Here is a 15,437-nt window from a genome sequence, read left to right as displayed (position 1 = left end):
GAGACCGCTGAGGTGAACGGCCTGCTGGAGATGCTGTCGCGGTTCAAGCGGGCGGACCAGCATTCGTCGGTCCTGGCGATCGTGCGTCTTGACGTGGTCCGGCTGGTGACCCGCACCGAGGACAAACTGATCGTGCCCACGATCGAGATCAAGGAGGCCGAGCCCGAGGCCTGCTGCTGGGCCTGTCCGCGCAGCTGGTGATCGGTTCGCTCGGCTCGGCCGCGACTCCGGCAAACCTGATCGGTCTCGCCGGCCTGCTGTGTTGGCTCGGCGGGCGGCTCCATCCGGCTCTGGGCCTGGACCAGGCGGCGAACCCGGTGCGCGTCGCCGCGTTGATGTTCATGGTCGTGGTCCTGCTCAGTTACACCGCGTCCAATGGCCGGGTCACGTCCGCGGTCGAGATCCGCGCGGCTGACCGGGGCCTCATCGCGACCCTGTGCTGGCTGGGGATCATGCTGATCGCCTGCGACGGGGTGAGCAGCCTCGATCGGATGGAGACGCTGCTGCGGCGCCTGGCCATCGGCGGCGGCCTGCTCGGCCTGCTCGGGCTGGTGCAGTTCTACACCGGGTTCAATCCGCTCGCCGCGGTCAAGCCCCCGGCCTGCAGCCGATCGCGGCCTTCGACGAGCTGAGCACCCGGTCGGACTTCGTCCGGATCAAGGCGACCGCAAGCCACCCGATCGAGGCCGGCGTCGTGTTCGCCGCGATCCTGCCGTTCGCCCTCCACTTCGCCCTGCAGCCCGCTGCCACCCGCCTGCGTGGTCGGCTCCGCTGGGTGGGCGTGGTCATGCTTCTGGTCGCGCTGCCGATGACCCTGTCCCGCGGCGGCCTGCTCGCCGCCACGGTCACCTTCATCGTCCTGTTCACCGGCTGGCCGTCCCGGATCCGCGTGCGGGCACTGATCATCACGCCGGTCTTCCTGGTGATCATGCGATTGGCCGTGCCCGGCCTGCTCGGCACCGTGCGCAGCATGTTCGCCGGCATCTCCGAGGATCCGAGCACCTCGGGCCGGACCAGTGACTACGCGACGGTCGGCCACTACTTCGACCAGTCCCCGCTGTTCGGCCGCGGCTTCCGCACGTTCCTGCCGAACATCTACCGCACCCTGGACAACCAGTACCTGGGCAGCCTGGTGGAGATCGGCGCGGTCGGCATGGTCGTGCTCATACTGCTGTTCGGAATCCCGCTGACCTGCGCGGTGATCGCCCTGCGCCGTGCCCCCGACCAGCGGACGAAGGACCTCATCCGGGCGCTGGCCGCCAGCGTGTTCGCGGTGATGCTCAGCTACGCCACCTTCGACGCGCTGAGCTTCTCACTGATCGCCAGCCTGACTTTTCTCCTGCTCGGTTGCTGTGGCGCCGTCTGGCGGCTTACCCGGCAACCGGCCCACCGCGAACGGAGTGCTCCATGACCACACCGGGACCGGCCGCCCGAGCCCGTCAGGTGGCCAGGGACATGGTCCGCGACGTTCTCCTGAACGGCGCGCTCGCCGCCCCGGTGACCCCACGCCCGTTGCGCGCGCAGTTGCTGCACCGCACCGGCATGCGGGTGACCGGAGCCGCGATCTCCCCCGGCTGCTGGTTCGGCGGCCGGAACGTCTCGATCGGGCCCCGGACGTACGTCAACCGCGGCTGCTTCTTCGACTCGTTCGCCGACATCACGGTCGGTGCCGACTGCCATCTCGGCATGCAGGTGCTCCTGTGCACCAGCACCCACGAACCCGGTACCGGACGGTCACGCGCGGGGGCGCTGGCCGGGCGCCCGATCGTGATCGGCGACGGCTGCTGGCTCGGCGCCCGTGTGACGATCATGCCGGGCGTCACGGTGGGAGACGGGTGCGTCATCGCCGCGGGTGCCGTCGTGACCGCGGACTGCGAGGCTGACGGGCTCTACGCCGGCATTCCGGCCCGCCGGGTCCGGGATCTGCCGCCGCGCGCCACGAGCTGACTGGACGAGCGCCGAGGCCCGAGAAGCGAGAACCGAGGCCCGAGAGCCTGGTCGGCCGACAGCTCAGGCGACCCGGGGCGGAACGGGCTGCCCGCCGCCGGCCCGACTGCGCAGCCCACGAACGTCAGCCCAGGAGCGGGCGCGCAGGAACGGCGCCTCGAACAGCTTGAAGAACCCGTAGGACACGACCAGGACCGTCGGAATCGTCAGGGCCATGATGATGGCCAGCGCCGCCATTCCTGAGGCCAGGTCCTGAACCAGGTGGAACCAGAGGGTTTCCAGAATCAGCACGTGGATCAGGTAGATGGAGAAGGCGAACATGCCGAGGGTGGTGAGCGGGCGGGCCGCCAGCACCCCACGCAGCCGAGATGTCGGCGCGGCGGCGAGGCCACGGAAGGCCACAGCCGTGACGACGCCCACGAGGACGTCGACCCAGAAGTAGTTGTTCACGATGTCCTCGGAGCCGATGACCGCGAAGCCCGCCACGCAGGCGGCGACCAGCAGGCCGGCGAGCCCGAGCAGAGGCACCCGGCGTCCCGCGATCCACGGTGCCCGCGAGGAGTCGGCCGCGAGCACGCCGAGCGCGAAGCAGGCCAGCATCTGCGGGCTGAGCTGCCCGTACCGCGTGGCGAACATCGGGGTGTGCGAAAGGGCGACCTTCAGGCCACACACGACGAGAACGGTGACGACCGCCATGGCCACCGGGCCCAGCCGCCGGCGGAGCAGCAACAGCAGCGGGAACAGAACGTAGATCCAGACCTCGACGGCAATCGACCAGAACGTGCCGTTCGGCCGCTCGGTGTCCACCATGATCTGCAACATTGAGAAGTGCACGAAGAACGCGCGGATTCCGGCGCCGGTGCCGCTGACGCTGTGGGTGACCCAGATCGCGACCGGCACGGAGATCACCAGCGCGGTCCAGTAGGGCGGCAGGATCCGCCAGGCCCGGCGCCGGGCGAAGGTGCGCCAGCCGCCCTTGAGCCGGTGGCCGTTGCCCGCTGGTGCGAGGGCGAGCGAGTAGCCCGAGAGCACGATGAAGACCACCACCGCCAGGTGGCCGTAGAGCAGCCACCCGACGTACCACGGGCCGTTGTTGCGCGGGAATCCCGGAAAGACAATCAACCAGCAGTGATGGAGAACCACGAACATCGCCGCCAGACCGCGCACTCCGTCCAGCCACGCGGTGGCTCCATGGAGCTTTTCGGGTGCCTTTCCAGCGGCCGGACGGGCCCGATCTCCGTCCGTACCCGGGCGGGTGGCACGGGCGAACCTCGGAATCGTCACCGTCCGTTCGGCGGCCTCCGAGCCCGGGAGGGCTCGTCTGGGCACCCACACCGTGGCCTGGTCGACGGAAGCAGGGCCGGGCCCGGGATCGGGCACTGCGGCGGGTGACTCGAAGCCTTCCCGGTGGGTCGTCATCGCGCCACTACCATCCCCCCGCCGCCATCACTTGTGATCATGCCCGGCTGCTGTTGTCCCGCAGCCAGACAGGGGTGCCGCCGCGGCGGGCCCGTGCCTGGCCCCACAGACGCCCGCCCAGCGTGATGGCGACGAAGACGGCGACCGCCGGTGCCCGGGCCGGCTCCCGCCGGAGGATCCCGGCCACCGCCCGGGCGCTGGCGGTGCTGTCCTCCCGAGCACGCGAGCCGGACTGCTCCGCGTTGCCCATGGAAGCCCGGGCACGGCGGCGCAGCAGGTCAGCGACCTTGCGCGGAGGATGGACCGTCGACCGTGCCGAACGCACGACCGTACGTTCGGAGGACCCGAAGGCTCGGTGCAGATAGAGATCGTCGTTGACGACGTCGGGCAGCGCGGCGATGCGCTGGTGGCCTCGTTCGCTCACCGCTACCACGCCCCGGCCGATCAGCCCGTTCGACACCACCGGCAGCTGCGACCACACCGAGTAGTACGCACGCACCAGCCAGGGAGAACCAGCGAGGTCCAGGACCCGTTCCGGCCCCGCCGCGAGGTAGCCGCCGCCGTCGACGGCCTCGGCCAGCGCCAGCAGCCCCGCCCGGTCGATCTCGACATCCGCGTCCACGTAGATCCGCGGGAAGACGTCCGTGGCGGCGTTGCCCATCCGCAGGGCATTGATCTTCGACGGGATGTCGGTGGACAGCACACGTACGCCCGGACCGAACGACGATGCGACCTCGGCCGTGCGGTCCTTGCACCCGTTGCAGACCACCACCACATCGAAAACGGCGCCCGTGTCGTCCGGGCCAGAGCTGACGATCCTCGACAGGAGCCGGCCGATCACCCGTTCCTCGTTGTGGGCTGGTACCACCACACTCGCCGACACCCGCCCGGTGCCCGTCCGTGGCTCACTCATGCCCCGCCCCCGGCGCTGCCGATCCGGTGCGATCCGATCCGATCCGATCCGGTCGGCGGAAGAAGACCTCGTGCCAGACCTCGAGACACAGCAATGTCCAGATCCTGATCTCTTCGTTGCGCCGGCCCTGCTGGTGCGTGGCGAGCAGCTGCCGCACGGGTGCTGTGCCGAGAAGGCCACCGACGAAGGACCCGTTGCTGGTCAGCATGTCCGCGGCGAGGTCGGAGAGATCGCCGCGGAACCAGTCGGCCAACGGCACCCGGAAGCCGACCTTGGGCCGGTCCACGATCAGCGTCGGCAGGTAGCGGCGCGCCACTTCCTTGAGTACCCACTTGCCGCGGCCATCCCGCACCTTCACCGACGAGGGAAGCCGGAACGCAAGCTCGACGAGCTCGTGATCCAACAGGGGCGGCCGCATCTCGACCGAGGCGGCCATCGTCATCCGGTCACCGCGTTCGAGCAGGTTGTCGGGCAGCCAGCCGAGCAGGTCCGCCTCGAGCATGCCTCGCAGCGGGTCGTTGCGGGTAGCCGGTAACAGCCGGCCCGGCTCCCCACGGGCGATGCCGAGCAGCCGGTTACGCTCCCGTTCGGTGAACGGCGCGAACCAGCCGTCGCGACGGGCCCGCTCGTCCTTCTCCCCCAGCGCCCGCAGCGCGATGCGCAGCCGGTTGGCGCTCGCCGGAAGCGACCGCTGGACTCCGTCGAACAGCGGCCCGCGCAGGCCGGAGGGAACGATCCCGATCCGGGATGTCAGCGCGGCCAGCCGGTACTTCGGATAGCCGCCGAACAGTTCGTCCGCGCCCTCGCCGGACAGCACCACCCGCACGTGCTCCCTGGCGAGCTGGGCGAGCCGGTGCACGGCGATGTCCGCCGGCTCCGACACCGGAGCGTCCCGGTGCCAGGTCAGGGTCGACCACAGATCGGCGAAGTCACTCGGCTTCACCACGATCTCGTGATGGCGGGTGGCGAACTGGTCGCTGACCAGGCGGGCCATCGGCCGCTCGTCGTGCTGGCCGGGCCCGAACCCCACGGAGAAGGTATGGACCGGCTCGTCCGTCCGCTGGCTCATCAGTGCTGTCACCAGGCTGGAGTCGACGCCGCCGGACAGGTAGGCGCCCACCGGGGTGTCCGCGACAGTCGCCCGTTCCACGGCCCGCCGCAGGGCGGCGTCGACCAGGTCGACCGCCTGCCCGGGGTCCACGGGCAGCACCTCCGTGGCCAGGGGCGGCGACCAGTAACGCCTGATCGTGGAGCGGCCATCCCGGGCCACGCTGAGCGCGTGGCCAGGCAGCAGCTTGCGGACCCCCTCGAACAGGGTCGCCGGCGCCGGGACGGACCGGCCCGCCAGGTAGTCGGCGACCGAGGCGTGGTCCACGGCCGGCGGCTTCGGCAACGCCGGCAGGATCGCCTTGATCTCCGAGGCGAACACCAGCTGCGAGTCGTCCAGGTAGTAGTAGAGCGGCAGCACGCCCACCCGGTCCCGGACGAGTGTCAGCCGACCACTTTCCGCGTCGTGAACGGCGAACGCGAACTGGCCGACGAGGCGGCTCAGCCCGTCGATGCCCTTCTCGGCGAACACCGCGAGCGCGACCTCGGTGTCGCCACCGGTCTGGAACGGATAGGACATCTGCTCGCGCAGCTGCCGGTAGTTGAAGATCTCGCCGTTGAAGCAGATGTGGTGCCGGCCGCCGGCCGAGGCCATCGGCTGCGCGCTGCCCCCGAGATCGATGATCGACAGGCGGCGGTGCCCGAAGCCCACCGGCCCCTGCGCCCAGAAGCCCTCGGCGTCGGGGCCACGATGAGCCAGTAACCCGGTCATCGTCGACAACATCGCCGAATCAACCGGCTGGCCGTCGAAGCGGGCGATACCCGCGATGCCGCACATCAGCCGGCTCGTTGCGGCTTACCGCCGGCGATCGCCCGCCGGCCCCGCCGGCCCGCCGGGCCGGGCGCCGAGGTCTCTCTGGTAATCTTGTCGATGAGCTCGAGCAGCTCCTCGGCGCGGGCGTCCCAGGAGTCGCGCTCGACATGGCGGCGCCGGCCGGCCGGGTCGCCGGGCCCGCCGTCGGCGATCGTGTCCCGGATGAGCTCGACGAAAGCCTCCGGGCTCCCCGCCACCCGCACGACACCGCGGTCACTGGCGATCTGCGGATAGTCCGTGGTCACCACGGGCAGCCCCAGCGCCAGATACTCCTTCAGCTTGATGGGGTTGCAGAACCGGATCCACTCGTTGCGCAGCCACGGCATGATCGCGACGTCGAACGCGGCGCCGTAGGCCGGGATCTGCTCGTAGGGGCGGAATCCGAGCCAGTGCACGTTCGAGTAGGCCTCGAACCGGCGCATCGAACAGGTCGCGTCACCGATGAGGACCAGGCTCGCGGTCGGGATCTGGGCCGCGACCTGTTCGAGCAGGTCGAAATCGACCGTGTAGTCGTCGAGCCCGCCGAAGAAACCGATCCGCGGCCCCGGGATGCGGGCGATGTCGGCGGGGGCGGGACCGGCCGTCGCCGCGTTGAAGTGGCCCAGGTCGACGCCGTGCCCGAGAAAGTGCGCCCGGTCCGCCACCGCCGCGCCGTCCCGGCTCATGAGCTCGTGACTGACGTAGAGAACCCGATCGCTGTGCCGCAGCAACTCGTCCTCCAGCGCAGCCACCACGGCACCGTTGCTCTCGGTGAACTCGGAGTGCTTGTCGGACCGGTTGTAAAGGAGGCCCGACCGCGCGAGCGGGCGAACCGTGTCCCACGCCGTAGGCATCGTCACGAAATAGGCGGGCGCACGCAGCCCGAGGCGCTTCGCCACCCGGGCCACCTGAAAACGCACCAGCCAGGCGTTCACCACACGCCCCGCGCGGCTGCCGTACAGGGGCAGGAGAACCGGCGAGAGGACGTGGAAGTCCGGAAGGTCCGCACGCGGTGTTCTGACCCCGCGCGAAATGCTCTTCGCCTTCCGCGCTATCCGCCGCAACGGCTGCGTGCTCCGGCCCGGCAAGGGCATGCGCACAGCCAGGCTGTTGACGAACAGCACCGGCCGGTGTGCGGCTATCCGGGTCATGAGCTGGAAATCCGAGTGGGCCCGGTTGTGATACCACCAGTCCTGGCCGGAGAAGCACACGATCGGCGGCGTGCCGGCGACGTCAGCGGGTAGGGCGTGCGTCGCCGACACGGCCCGGGTCGGTGTGCCGCAGACCCCGGGAGAGCCGGCGGAACGGACCGGGAGCGGAATCACGGCCGGAATCCGGTTCGCGAGCCGCGGCCCCAGGGCACCAGCTCGCCCGCCACGGCTGCCACGACCGCCGCGGCTGTCACGGCCACCGGTGGACACCGCCCCCGGCTGCCTGCCGCCCGCGCGTTCCACCAGCCGCGGCTGGCTCGCCGTCAGCAGCCCTTTCACCGCCGCCTTGCTGATGGCCCGGCCGGACGCGGCCCGAAGAAGCTCGCCCGTGAGAACCCCCACGGTGAACGCGGCACTCGCCGCGAGGCCGTGCCGGGACCGGAACAGCCGCAGCCGGTTGGCTGTGAGCAATGTCCACAGCGCGGGCGAGGTGCCCGACTCCCCGCCGAGATGCACGCCCACCGCGGCCGGCGCGAGGCGCAGCCGGAAACCGGCATCCCGAACCCGCAGGAGAAAATCGGTCTCCTCGGAATAAAGGAAGTACGCCTCGTCCCAGTCCCCGACGGCTTCCAGGCATTGCCGCGAGACCAGCAGCGCGGCACCGGTGGCCCAGTCCGCCTCGCTCGGCGCCTCATAGGCCCCCGGCGCGACGACCACCTCACCCAGCGCCGGCCACCGGCCGGCACGGCCACCGAACAATGCCTCGCCCCAGGCCCGGCCGACGGAGGGCTCCCTGCGCAAGGAGAACGCGAGCGTGCCGTCGGCCCCGAGGAGCCTGGGCGCGACGACGCCCGTGCCGGGTCGCTCCAGCAGCTCCAGCATCGCGGGCACGGCCCCTGGATGGAGCCTGATGTCGGGATTCAGGACGAGCACCGCGGAGGCCGATGAGGAAGCCGCCCGGATCCCCCGGTTGATCGCCGCCGCATAGCCGACGTTCCCCCCGGTGGAGACGATCCTGATGCCATCGCCGGCGGCTCGGGCGACCTCAAGCGTCGCGTCGCCGGAGGCGTTGTCGACGACGAGGGTCTCGACCGGGACCCGACCGCACGCCGCGGGCAGGGCCGCCAGGCATTCAGCCAGGACGGGCGCGCTGTTGAAGGTAACGATGACCACCGAGACGAGCGGCAGGTCGGACCCGGCGGCAGCGCCATCCTCGGCGGTCGGACTTACCTCGCAAACATCCATGGCCATCCCCCCATAGCCGAACACTGCCAGTCGCGAGCAGCGAGCAGCGCCCGGGTCATAGTACGGGTATGACTGCCCTTGCCCCCAAGGGGGCCGTCCGCTATCGTCATCCGCCGGATGCCCTGAAGTGGGTGATCCGGCAGGCTGGCCAGATCACGTACCAGCCCAGATCACGTACCAGCTAGGCTCACGTACGGCTCGGCATCATGTACCGACTAGTCCAGGTAGCCAGTAGACCAGGTAGCTGCTAGACCGTACTAGCTACTCGGTAACTACTACTGCCTGCGATAACCGGTGACCTGTCGCAGTCGGTCAGTTCATGTAGAGGCATCTACACGGTTGCGGTACAACACACCACCCGAACTTTAGATACCAGAATGTTCAGCAGCCGAGTTCCACGGTGCCGCCGCGTTGGGGGGAGCAGTGGCTTTGGGAACGTTAGCACGTAAACATGTCCTGATAATCGTCCAGAATCTTCCGGTTCCGCTCGACCGCAGGGTCTGGCTGGAATGCCAGGCACTGGTGAGGTCCGGGTACCAGGTTTCCGTGATCTGCCCCAAGGGCCCCGGGGATCCGTCCCGCGAGCTCCTCGACGGTGTGTGGCTCTACAAGTACCGCCCGCCGGCGCAGGCGAACGGCTTCGCCAGCTACATCAACGAGTTCGTCTACTGCTGGCTGCGGACGGCACTGCTGTTCGCGCGGATCTTCCTCACCCGCCCGTTCTCCGTGGTGCAGGCCTGCAACCCGCCGGACACCTATGCCCCGCTGGGGCTGATCGCCAGGCTTTTCGGAGTCCGGTTCGTCTACGACCAGCACGACCTCTGCCCGGAGATCTACCTGGCCCGCTTCGAGAAGCCGTCCAAGAAAATCTTCAAGGCGCTGCTCGGCCTGGAGCGCGCGACCTACCGGGTCGCGGACCATGTGATCTCCACAAACGAGTCCTACCGCGCGATCGCGATGCGGCGCGGCCATCGCACCCTCGAGAACACCACCGTGGTGCGCAGTGGTCCCGACACGACCAGGATGAAGCCCGGGCCGGCGCAGCCCGAGCTCCGCCTGGGTCGGGAACACCTCGTCTGCTATCTGGGCATCATGGGCCCTCAGGACGGCGTGGACATCGTTCTGCGGGCGATGGACGTCATCGTTCACAAATTCGGCCGCAAGGACGTGAGTGCCGCCCTGCTCGGCTTCGGTGACTGCCTTGAGGAGCTGCGCAGGCTGTGCACCGAGCTCGATCTCGACGACTACGTCACGTTCACCGGTCGGGCTGACGCGAACATGATTCGCGACTATCTGTCCACCGCCGCGGTCGGTCTCAGCCCTGATCCATACAACGAGCTGAACGACATTTCCACGATGAACAAGACCATGGAATACATGGCGCACCAGCTCCCGGTCGTGACCTTTGATCTCGCGGAGACCCGGGTCTCCGCGGCGGACTCCGCCGTGTACGTCGAACCGGGTGACATCACCGCGTTCGCCACCGCCGTCTGTGAGCTCCTCGACGACGCGGACCGGCGCAGCGAGCTGGGCGAACGCGGCCGCCGCCGGGCAGTCGAAGTACTGGACTGGGCCGCCCAGGCCAGGGCCTACGTCAGCGTGTACGACCGGCTGCACGGCATCACCCGCTCCGACGGGACGTCCGCCGCGCCGGCGCCGTCCGTGCGGGTTCCCACCCTGGCCCGCGCGTCGAAGGGCTCCGAGGTCGAGGCGGCCGGAAGTTCCGCCGGGCAGGCGCTGCGCCCATGAGCATGGCGAGGAACGTCCGCCGCCTCATGGTGGAGTCGCCGAACTCGCTCGGCGCGCGCAGTCGCGGCCGTCGGTGGGAGCGAGTGCGTGAGTTCTTCCCGAGCATCGATGACATGCGGGTCATCGATCTCGGCGGGACCGTCGACTTCTGGCTGCGGCTCGACCGCCGGCCGGCCCACGTCGTGGTGATCAACCTCGACAAGCCCGCCGAGCCCGCGCCCGGAGACATCACGGTGATCGTCGGCGACGCGTGCAACCCGCCGCCCGAAGCCCTCGTCGGGGACTTCGACCTGGTCTTCTCGAACTCGGTGATCGAGCACGTTGGCGGGCATGCCAACCGGCTCGCCTTCGCCGAGGTCGCCCGGCGGGTCGCACCGCTGCACTGGGTGCAGACACCGAACCGCTACTTCCCGCTCGAGCCGCACTGGCTCTTCCCGGGCTTCCAGTTCCTGCCCGTGGCGGCGCGGGCCTCCGTCGCGCAGCACTGGCCGCTCGCGCACACGAAGTCGCCGACCAGGCAGGACGCCCTCAGCGCGACCATGTCGACCGAGCTGATCGGCCGGACCGAGCTGAAGGCGTACTTCCCCGACTCCGACATCGTCGAGGAGCGGACGGGGCCGCTCACGAAATCGATCATCGCTGTCCGGCCGGAGGTTCCCGGAACCGGCAGCGCCGCGCTCACGACGACAGACCCTGGTGGAGGCCCAGCGCGGTGAGACTGCCGGAAGGACGAGCTCGGCGTGGTGCGGCCATCGGCGCCGTGCTCTGCGTCGTGCTCGTGGGTGCCCTGGTCGGTGCGCGTCTCGCGGGCGTCGGAACGGGCGATGACAGCGGCGAGGGCGCCTCGAGCCGACCACAGCTGGTGGTCGGCTCGACCGGCGCGATCGACGACGCGCTGGTCGCCGACCTGTACGCGCGGGAGCTCAACGACCACGGTCACAACGCGGTCGTCCGATCCTTCGCGAGCCGTGACCAGCTGATGTGGGCCCTGGAGCAGGGCACCGTCGACCTCGCGCCGACCTATCTCGACGAGCTGCGCGACGGTCTCGCCGAACAGGCCGGCAGCGGGGTGCAGGCGACCCCCGCCCTCAGCTCGAACGTCGCCGAGGTCACCGGCCTGATGCAGGCCCTGACCCAGCGGCGGCTGATCGCCTACCCCACCGCCCCCGGCGGGCGCACGCCGGCGTTCGCGGTAACCGCGGCGACCGCCGAGCAGGCCCACCTGAGCACCCTGTCGGACCTGGCCGCACCGGGCGTGGCGACCGGGCTGACCCTCGGCGCGCCGGCAGCCTGCCAGACCTGGGCGGGATGCCTGCCGGCACTGCGGGACTCCTACGGCGTCGGCTTCGGGCAGGCGAAGGAGCTCGACGACGGTGGGCCCGGCACGATCCGCGCCCTGCTGGACGGAACCGTGCAGGTGGCGCTCGTCTACGGCTCGGATCCCGCGGTCGCCGCGAACAAGCTGGTCCTGCTGCAGGACGACCGGCACCTGCTCCCCGCCAACAACCTGCTGCCGCTCGTGCGCATGGACGTCGCCAACCTCGAGCTCCAGGGCCTGCTGTACCAGGTCACCCAGACCATCACCACCGCGAACCTGCTGGAGCTTCAGCAGCAGGTCAGCGCCGCGCCCGACGGTCGCGCCCGCGCCATCGAGAGCTATCTCGACAAACACGTCCAGACCGGTTGATCGCCAGATGATCAGCGGCAGGGAGCCAGTCATCCTGGTCGCGGCGTCCGGGCTGGCCAGGGAGACCGCCGAGGCCGTCCACGCGGCGGGTGGCTACGAGCTCGCCGGGTTCGTCGACGACAATCCGCGGCGGTGGGGCACCGAGGTCGACGGGCTGCCGGTACTCGGCGGCCTGGAGGCCATCTCGGCGCGGCCGTCGGCCCGGATAGTGCTCTGCCCCGGGCCCGGGTGGGCTCGCCGGCGGCTGGCGCACCGGCTCGCCGCGGCGGGCGTCCCCGAGGAGCGCTACGCGACGATCATCCATCCTACGGCGGCGGTGGCGAGGTCCGCGGAGATCAGCCCCGGATGTGTCCTGCTCGCCGGGGTCGTGCTGACGGCGTCCGTGCGGCTGGGCCGGCACGTGGTGATCATGCCGAACACCGTTCTCACCCACGACGACGTCGTCGACGACTACGCCACGTTGTGCGCATCGGTCTCGCTGGCCGGATCGGCGCGAGTGGGATCAGGCGCCTATGTCGGGGCCGGGGCGCTGGTACGGGAGGGCGTCACCATCGGGGCCTGGTCGACGCTGGGCATGGGCGCCGTCGCCCTGCGGGATGTTCCGGATGGCGAGGTCTGGGTGGGGAATCCGGCCCGCTTCCTGCGTCGGGCGGCGCTGCCGGGCGACTAGCCCTCCAGCAGGCCCTGCAGATAGACACCGTAGCCGCTCTTCGCCAGCGGCGCCGTCAGCGCCCGCAGCTCCTCGTCGGTGATGAATCCCTCACGCCAGGCGACCTCCTCGACGCAGCCGATCTTCAGCCCCTGCCGTTCCTCGATGACCTGGACGAACTGGGCGGCCTGCATCAGGGAGTTGAACGTGCCGGTGTCGAGCCAGGCGGTACCGCGGTCGAGCAGGTGCACGTTGAGCTTGCCGCGGCGCAGGTACTCCTGGTTGACCGCGGTGATCTCCAGTTCGCCACGCGCACTCGGCTTCGTCTCCTGGGCGATCTCCAGCACCGAGTTGTCGTAGAAATAGAGACCGGTGACGGCGTACCTGGACTTCGGTGCCACCGGCTTCTCCTCGATGGAGATCGCACGCCGCCGGCCGTCGAACTCGACGACGCCATAACGCTCTGGATCCGAGACGTGATAGGCGAAGACCACGCCACCGTCCGGATCGGTGTAGCGCTTCAGCTGGTCACCGAGGCCGACCCCGTAGAAGATGTTGTCGCCGAGAACGAGGGCGACCTTGTCGCGGCCCACGAAATCCGCACCGATGATGAAGGCCTCGGCCAGGCCTCTCGGTTCGTCCTGGATCGCGTACTCGAACTGGCAGCCGATCCTCGATCCGTCACCGAGCAGCCGCTGGAACTGGGCCTGGTCCTGCGGAGTGGTTATGACGAGGATCTCACGGATCCCCGCGGCCATCAGCGTCGAGAGCGGATAGTAGATCATGGGCTTGTCGTACACCGGCATGAGCTGCTTGCTGACCGCGTGGGTGATGGGATACAGCCGGGAACCGGTGCCGCCCGCGAGAATTATTCCCTTCATACCAGCCGCCGCCCGCCTGTCGGCGCCGATCCCCACTGATCGGCGCGAAATCCTCCGCGCATTACACGCACCTTCACGCCGACGCCTCGAACGGACGCGCGTCCGCCAGCGGCACGTGCCCGCGGTCCCGCTCCGAGATCACGGCCTTGTCCAGCGGGATCGGCCAGTGCACGCCGACCTCCGGGTCCGCCAGGTTCACAAACACGTACTCGTCGTACTGATCGGCACTCCAGTGGCGGTTCACACTGTAGAGGTAGTAGGTGTCGTCGACCAGTGTCTGGAACGAGTTGGCCACCCCCCGCGGCAGGAAGACCGCACGGCCGTTATCGATCTCCACCGTGACGACCCGCCCGAAGTTCTCGCCCCGCCGCAGGTCGAGAAAGGCGCAGAAGACCTGGCCGGCGACCACCGAGATATATTTGTCCCACGGCTCGGCGTGAAAGCCTCGGGTAACCCCGGCCTGCCGGTTGTACGAGACGCTGGTCTGGACCACCTCGAAGGATTCCGGCAGACCGGCGGCGACGAGTTTGGCCCGATGGAACTTCTCCTGAAACCAGCCACGCTCGTCACCGATGCTCGTGATATCGAAGATGAGCAGCCCTGGAATCTCCGTCTCCCGGGCGGTGAACTCGGTTGTTGCCACGGCCATGCGAAACTCCCCCTCGCGTCGTCGGTCCTACCACGAGAGCAGCCTGCCTGGCCGAGACTCTCCGGGTGCGAACCGTCCCCCTGACGCTTGCCTGGCGAATCATAAACCGGCTCGCCAGCCGGATGCCGGCGGGACGACGCACCGGTGGGACCATCGGTTCTTCCGGAACCGCTCCTTTGTTCGGACGTACCTGATGGGACCGAGCGTGGTGAGGCGGACCTCGGTGCCCACCGCTCCAGTGTCCCGTGCGGGGCCGCTGCCGCCGGGTGTTTCGCCCTGGCGCGTCTGGCCACCGGTTACCGCTCAGCTCTCGACAGCCGCCTCGGCATCGGCCTCGGCGTCACGCGTCGCGATGACCGCGTCGTAGACCTGGCGAGGTGTGACCCCGTTCTCGGCGGCGACGGTCTTGCGCGCCTCCTTCGGCGCCATGCCACCGGCGATGAGACGCGCGACGGCGGCGGCCAGGGCCGCGGGCCCCACCACACCCCCGGCCGTGCCTTCCTCCACCGCACCCGCGACCGCTCCGCCGGCGCCACGTCCACCGCCACCGCCGCCTGCACCGGCACCTGCGATCACCAGAGTGAACTCACCGCGGATCACCCGACCGTCGGTCGCCCACTCCACCAGGCCGGCCAGATCGGTCCGGACGATCTCCTCCCAGGTCTTGGTCAGCTCGCGGCACAGCGCCGCACGCCGGCCACCACCGAGGACGTCCGCAAGGTCGCGCAGCGCCGCCAGCAGACGGTGCGGGGATTCCAGGAAGACCATCGTCCGGGGTTCCGCGGCCAGGCCACGCAGCCGGGCGCGGCGCTCACCCGCCTTGCGGGGCAGGAATCCCTCGAAGGTCCACCGGTCCGAGGGCAGCCCGCTGACCGCCAGCGCCGCCGTCACCGCGGACGGGCCGGCGACGACCGTGACCGCGACCCCGGCCCGCGCCGCCGCGGCCACCAGGCGGTACCCGGGGTCCGAGACACCCGGCATGCCCGCGTCGGTGATCAGCGCGACAGTGCGACCGGCGAGCAGCTGCTCGGTGAGCATCTCGGCGCGTGCGCCCTCGACCGCGTCATAGCAGGAGACCACCCGCCCCCCGATGGTGATCCCGAGCGTGTGCGCGAGGCGGCGCAGCCGCCGGGTGTCCTCGGCGGCGACGATGTCCGCGCTGGCGAGCACCTCACCGAGCCGTGGGCTGGCGTCCCGAGGGTCGCCGATCGGGGCACCGCACAGCACCAGGGTCCCGGACACCCGAC

14 protein-coding genes and 1 pseudogene are annotated in these 15,437 nt (G+C 69.9%); 8 read left to right on the top strand and 7 right to left on the bottom strand.

Annotated features, from left to right (window positions below; all coding sequences use genetic code 11):
- From FREUN1FDRAFT_RS16345 to FREUN1FDRAFT_RS16335, 4 genes and pseudogenes are all read left to right on the top strand, one after another.
- Window positions 1-201: pseudogene (locus FREUN1FDRAFT_RS16345) on the top strand (hypothetical protein); the annotation flags it as partial.
- Entirely contained in the window at window positions 198-632 is a 435-nt protein-coding gene (locus tag FREUN1FDRAFT_RS39870; RefSeq protein WP_006541210.1) for a hypothetical protein, read from the top strand. The pseudogene FREUN1FDRAFT_RS16345 and the gene FREUN1FDRAFT_RS39870, both read left to right, overlap by 4 nt.
- A gap of 62 nt (window positions 633-694) precedes the next feature.
- Window positions 695-1,411: an O-antigen ligase gene (locus FREUN1FDRAFT_RS16340; protein WP_006541209.1), complete on the top strand. Its 717-nt coding sequence runs from the start codon at window positions 695-697 to the stop codon at window positions 1,409-1,411.
- On the top strand, window positions 1,408-1,947 hold the full coding sequence (locus FREUN1FDRAFT_RS16335; RefSeq protein ID WP_006541208.1) for a DapH/DapD/GlmU-related protein: 540 nt from the start codon (window positions 1,408-1,410) through the stop codon (window positions 1,945-1,947). Before FREUN1FDRAFT_RS16340 ends, FREUN1FDRAFT_RS16335 begins: the two co-directional genes overlap by 4 nt.
- Window positions 1,948-2,010: 63 nt before the next feature.
- Here FREUN1FDRAFT_RS16335 and FREUN1FDRAFT_RS16330 read toward each other — a convergent pair whose 3' ends face one another.
- Genes FREUN1FDRAFT_RS16330 through FREUN1FDRAFT_RS16315 form a run of 4 tightly spaced genes read right to left on the bottom strand, consistent with a single transcriptional unit; the run spans window position 2,011 to window position 8,575 of the window.
- Complete coding sequence (locus FREUN1FDRAFT_RS16330; protein WP_006541207.1) at window positions 2,011-3,366, bottom strand: acyltransferase; 1,356 nt, start codon at window positions 3,364-3,366, stop codon at window positions 2,011-2,013.
- Window positions 3,367-3,403: 37 nt separating this feature from the next.
- The gene (locus FREUN1FDRAFT_RS16325) at window positions 3,404-4,279 is read right to left on the bottom strand and encodes a glycosyltransferase family 2 protein (protein WP_006541206.1); all 876 of its coding nucleotides are present in this window, start codon (window positions 4,277-4,279) and stop codon (window positions 3,404-3,406) included.
- Window positions 4,272-6,164, bottom strand: a complete 1,893-nt coding sequence (gene asnB / locus FREUN1FDRAFT_RS16320; RefSeq protein WP_006541205.1) for an asparagine synthase (glutamine-hydrolyzing) — start codon at window positions 6,162-6,164, stop codon at window positions 4,272-4,274. The genes FREUN1FDRAFT_RS16325 and asnB overlap by 8 nt, the downstream gene beginning before the upstream one ends.
- Window positions 6,164-8,575, bottom strand: a complete 2,412-nt coding sequence (locus tag FREUN1FDRAFT_RS16315) for a glycosyltransferase (RefSeq protein ID WP_006541204.1) — start codon at window positions 8,573-8,575, stop codon at window positions 6,164-6,166. Before FREUN1FDRAFT_RS16315 ends, asnB begins: the two co-directional genes overlap by 1 nt.
- Window positions 8,576-9,121: 546 nt before the next feature.
- On the opposite strand from FREUN1FDRAFT_RS16315, the gene FREUN1FDRAFT_RS16310 reads away from it, so the two are divergent.
- From FREUN1FDRAFT_RS16310 to FREUN1FDRAFT_RS16295, 4 genes are read left to right on the top strand one after another with little or no spacing between them, the layout of a single operon-like run.
- Window positions 9,122-10,324 carry a glycosyltransferase family 4 protein gene (locus FREUN1FDRAFT_RS16310; RefSeq protein ID WP_369809799.1) on the top strand — a complete coding sequence of 401 codons (1,203 nt, stop codon included), beginning with the start codon at window positions 9,122-9,124 and terminating at the stop codon, window positions 10,322-10,324.
- On the top strand, window positions 10,321-11,040 hold the full coding sequence (locus tag FREUN1FDRAFT_RS16305; RefSeq protein ID WP_006541202.1) for a class I SAM-dependent methyltransferase: 720 nt from the start codon (window positions 10,321-10,323) through the stop codon (window positions 11,038-11,040). Before FREUN1FDRAFT_RS16310 ends, FREUN1FDRAFT_RS16305 begins: the two co-directional genes overlap by 4 nt.
- Entirely contained in the window at window positions 11,037-12,011 is a 975-nt protein-coding gene (locus tag FREUN1FDRAFT_RS41530) for a glycine betaine ABC transporter substrate-binding protein (RefSeq protein WP_006541201.1), read from the top strand. The genes FREUN1FDRAFT_RS16305 and FREUN1FDRAFT_RS41530 overlap by 4 nt, the downstream gene beginning before the upstream one ends.
- Window positions 12,012-12,018: 7 nt before the next feature.
- On the top strand, window positions 12,019-12,681 hold the full coding sequence (locus tag FREUN1FDRAFT_RS16295) for an acetyltransferase (RefSeq protein ID WP_006541200.1): 663 nt from the start codon (window positions 12,019-12,021) through the stop codon (window positions 12,679-12,681).
- Here FREUN1FDRAFT_RS16295 and rfbA read toward each other — a convergent pair.
- From rfbA to rsmI, 3 genes are all read right to left on the bottom strand, one after another.
- Window positions 12,678-13,541, bottom strand: coding sequence for a glucose-1-phosphate thymidylyltransferase RfbA (gene rfbA, locus FREUN1FDRAFT_RS16290; protein ID WP_006541199.1), 864 nt, complete (start codon window positions 13,539-13,541; stop codon window positions 12,678-12,680). The two genes, FREUN1FDRAFT_RS16295 and rfbA, sit on opposite strands and share 4 nt — an antisense overlap.
- A gap of 73 nt (window positions 13,542-13,614) precedes the next feature.
- Window positions 13,615-14,190: a dTDP-4-dehydrorhamnose 3,5-epimerase family protein gene (locus FREUN1FDRAFT_RS16285; protein WP_006541198.1), complete on the bottom strand. Its 576-nt coding sequence runs from the start codon at window positions 14,188-14,190 to the stop codon at window positions 13,615-13,617.
- Window positions 14,191-14,493: 303 nt separating this feature from the next.
- Window positions 14,494-15,432: a 16S rRNA (cytidine(1402)-2'-O)-methyltransferase gene (gene rsmI / locus FREUN1FDRAFT_RS16280; protein WP_035951814.1), complete on the bottom strand. Its 939-nt coding sequence runs from the start codon at window positions 15,430-15,432 to the stop codon at window positions 14,494-14,496.
- Window positions 15,433-15,437 lie beyond the last annotated feature (5 nt).

Source organism: Parafrankia sp. EUN1f (assembly GCF_000177675.1).
Lineage (GTDB): Bacteria > Actinomycetota > Actinomycetes > Frankiales > Frankiaceae > Parafrankia.
Note: the sequence above shows the minus strand (reverse complement) of the source record. Positions and strands in the feature narration are given on the sequence as shown.